The sequence below is a fragment of the Mycobacteriales bacterium genome (assembly GCA_036497565.1).
Classification (GTDB): Bacteria; Actinomycetota; Actinomycetes; order Mycobacteriales; family QHCD01; genus DASXJE01.
In genome coordinates this window covers 1-3083 of the sequence record DASXJE010000211.1, presented here as the reverse complement: position 1 = coordinate 3083, position 3083 = coordinate 1, and the positions used below count along the sequence as shown (strand labels likewise).

Below are 3083 nucleotides of genomic sequence, written 5' to 3'. Positions count from 1 at the left end.
GGCCGTCTCGCTCGCGGAGCAGACCGACTTCCTCAACCTGCACGGAAACGCATTGCTGGATCTCGCGACGGTGCTCCGCCACGGCCGGCATCTCGAAGACGCCGCCGCGGCAGCCGCTGCCGCGAACACGCTCTACGAGCGGAAGGGAAATCTCGTCGGTGCGGACGAGGCACGCTCCTTCGTCGGCCCGGTCGAGGCCCCGTCTGGAAGCGTCGCGAGCGTCCGGACGCCGGCGAGGTAGGACGTCGCCACGACCAGGTGAGGACGGCAGCGGTCGCGGTTGGGGGTCACTGCTTCGAGTCCAGTATCGGGGCCGGACTCGAAAAGTGTTCCTCGTCGATCTATTCTCTGGAAGCGTGAGACCCAGCATGAAAGCAGTACTGCTGACTGTGGCTGTTGGACTGGCATCGATGGTTATGGCGACGCCTAGCGGTATTGCGAGCCACGGTTGCCGGGCGCGCCCAGTGTCGCAACACACAGCTCGCCTGACCATCAAGTTTCTGCACATCGTCGACAAGCCGATCCACACGAGAGCTTGCGATCTGGCGTACGGCCCGATCTGGGATGTGGGCTATGCAACGCGGGCCGGAATGGGCTTGACGATGGTCATCGACGCGCACGATGTAACGCCTGTTCCGGGCTACGGCGCCCACGGTCCGTTCTACCGCCTCTACCTGATCAAGCCGGGCTACCTGGCAAAGATCAAGTGGAATGGTGTGTGGCGGACGTACCGGTTTGTCAGTAGCCCGAGGCCTTATCCACAAAGACCAAAAAGCGAAGTCGACAAACCCATCAAGAATTTTGGAGTCGAGGTGGTCTACTTCAGATGCTGCTGGCCCCGCTACACGCGTAACGCCTATCTCACTGTAAGAGCGGTGTTGGTAAAGCCCAAGGAGTAGAAGTCCGAGGGATTGGACTCCAGATCGCTCAAGGGCGAGGTAGTCATCTGTAGGTACTACGACTCAGCGTGACTTCAGGCGCCCTAACTATTTGAGCGCGGGTACACGTCCACGCTGACGTAGCCGGTGCCCTGACCCTTCAGTGCGGCAGCGACCGAGACGCGGCACGAATCTTGTCTGCCGGCAATGTGCCAGAGCATGTTCCGAGTCCCGTCCGTGTCGAAGCTGCGCGTGAGCTTCGAAACTGTTCCCCCCTTGAGACATCGGGTCGTCGTTGTGACCTTGGCCGTCCCGATGTAGAGGACGATCTTCTTCGGCGTGGGGATCCGGACGCTGAAAGCCGTTTTTGGATGCAGAGCATTGAGGTGAACCGACTTGGCGGTGTACGGCCCGGAAGCCGAAGCCGTGGCACACACGGCGGCAGCAACGAAGGCCGCGGCGAGGTACGGGATTTTCTTCATGCTTCTGAGGGTACAGCGGGGGATCCGGAAATCGGCAGATCTCGCTAACGGCTCACTAACGACAAATCGGGTCACGATCCCGAGTCAGGAGGGCTCAATCGATGGCGACGCTGAACGAGAAGCAGGCGACGCTCTTCACCGATCGCAACTGGGGCGTGATCGCGACCATCCGCGAGGACGGATCACCCCAGGCCACGCCCGTCTGGATCGACTACGACGGCGAGAACGTCCTCGTCAACAGCGCCCTCGGGAGAACGAAGGTCAAGAACATCGAGCGCGACCCGCGTGCGACTGTGACGGTTCTGCCTGCCGAGGACCAGCAGTCCGGCTACGTGATGGTGAGCGGCCCCGCCGAGATCGTCGAGGAGGGCGCCCTCGAGCACATAAACATGCTCGCCAAGAAGTACCTGGGGCAGGACAAGTATCCGTACCTCGGCCCTGGCGAGAGACGCGTGATCATCCGAATCCATCCCGAGCGGGTCGATGGCTTCGGCGCAGGCGGATAGGGCCATAGAACGTTCGCGACTGAGCGCGAGCTTCGTCACACTGTCCTGATGCGGCGGAGCTTCGTCACACTGTCCTGATGCGGCGGGGTCTCGGACTGCTTGTCTTCGGCGTTCTCGCTGCCGTTCTCGGCCTGGGATCCGCGCGCGCAAGTGGCGCGGGTACGACCACGGGAACGACGACGACAACAACGACCACGACGACCACGCCGTCCTATGCGCCGCTCTCGGTCTCGTCGCTGCCTGCGGGCTGTGCAGGCGCCGGTGCGGCCGCGGTCGTGCCACCCTCCCACCCGGTCGTCGCGCTGGGCACCCCGGCCTCCGCGCTCGGCCCGTCCGGCTATCCGTCGTCGGCTTCCTGGGTGGCGTTCAGCTCCTCGAGCGTGAGCGGTTCCGGCTGCAGCAGCACGAACCTCACGCTCGGATCGGTCTCGTTGTTCGAGGGCGCGGTCACGGCGAGCAGCGTCGAGGCGAAGCACGGCAAGGGAACGGTGGCCGGCCTGGAGATCGACGGCACTGCCGTCTCCGCCACGCCAGGGCAGACGGTTCCGGTCGAGAGCTGGGGACAGCTGACGCTCGGCGAGACGTTCGGGCGGCTGACTGCGCCGCTCGTCCTCCTCCTCCTGCAAGCCCATGACTCCCTGCCGGCCGGAACCAAGATCGCCGTCGCCTTCTCCGCGGCGCCGCTGGCCATTGGCAGGCCGAGCTCGTCCCCGAGCACCCGTCCCGACCAGAAAACGGCCACAAAATCACAACTGCGAGTGAGCGCGAAGAAGAGGCACCGGCAGCGGCAGCCTTCGAAGCCACCGCCCGACTTTCCCGCGGGGCCCTTCCCGTTTCTGCTGGGGGGCGGGTTGACGCCGGCCGCGCGGGACAACACCGTCGTCTCGGGCGCGATGCAATACCTGGGCGTCCCGTACTTGTGGGGCGGCGCGAGCCCCAAGACCGGTTTCGACTGCTCGGGGCTGGTCACGTACGTGTTCGCCCGACTCGGCGTCTCGCTGCCGCACTACGCGGCAGCGCAGTGGCACTCACCCGACGGCGTCTGGGTTGCGCCGAACCGGCTCCAGCCAGGCGACCTCGTCTTCTTCATCGGGTCCGACGGCACGCGCAAGGCGCCCGGACACGTCGGGATTTACGCCGGCGACGGTTACATCATCGACGCGCCGCATACAGGCTCGGTCGTCCGCATCGACAGCCTCAGCGAGCCCCGGCTCGCG

The 3083-nt window shown here is 64.9% G+C and carries 5 protein-coding genes; 4 read left to right on the top strand and 1 reads right to left on the bottom strand.

Annotation, left to right across the window (positions count from 1 at the left end; genetic code table 11):
- A partial coding sequence (locus VGH85_17220; GenBank protein HEY2175551.1) for a hypothetical protein occupies positions 1-241 on the top strand: 241 nt, incomplete at its 5' end.
- Positions 242-368: 127 nt separating this feature from the next.
- Complete coding sequence (locus VGH85_17215; GenBank protein ID HEY2175550.1) at positions 369-899, top strand: hypothetical protein; 531 nt, start codon at positions 369-371, stop codon at positions 897-899.
- 83 nt (positions 900-982) lie between these two features.
- Here VGH85_17215 and VGH85_17210 read toward each other — a convergent pair whose 3' ends face one another.
- Positions 983-1360: a hypothetical protein gene (locus VGH85_17210; GenBank protein HEY2175549.1), complete on the bottom strand. Its 378-nt coding sequence runs from the start codon at positions 1358-1360 to the stop codon at positions 983-985.
- A gap of 101 nt (positions 1361-1461) precedes the next feature.
- Here VGH85_17210 and VGH85_17205 point away from each other — a divergent pair, with 101 nt between their 5' ends.
- Positions 1462-1866 (top strand): PPOX class F420-dependent oxidoreductase, encoded by a 405-nt coding sequence (locus VGH85_17205; GenBank protein HEY2175548.1) that lies wholly within the window; start codon positions 1462-1464, stop codon positions 1864-1866.
- 77 nt (positions 1867-1943) lie between these two features.
- On the top strand, positions 1944-3083 hold a 1140-nt coding region (locus VGH85_17200), incomplete at its 3' end, for a C40 family peptidase (GenBank protein HEY2175547.1).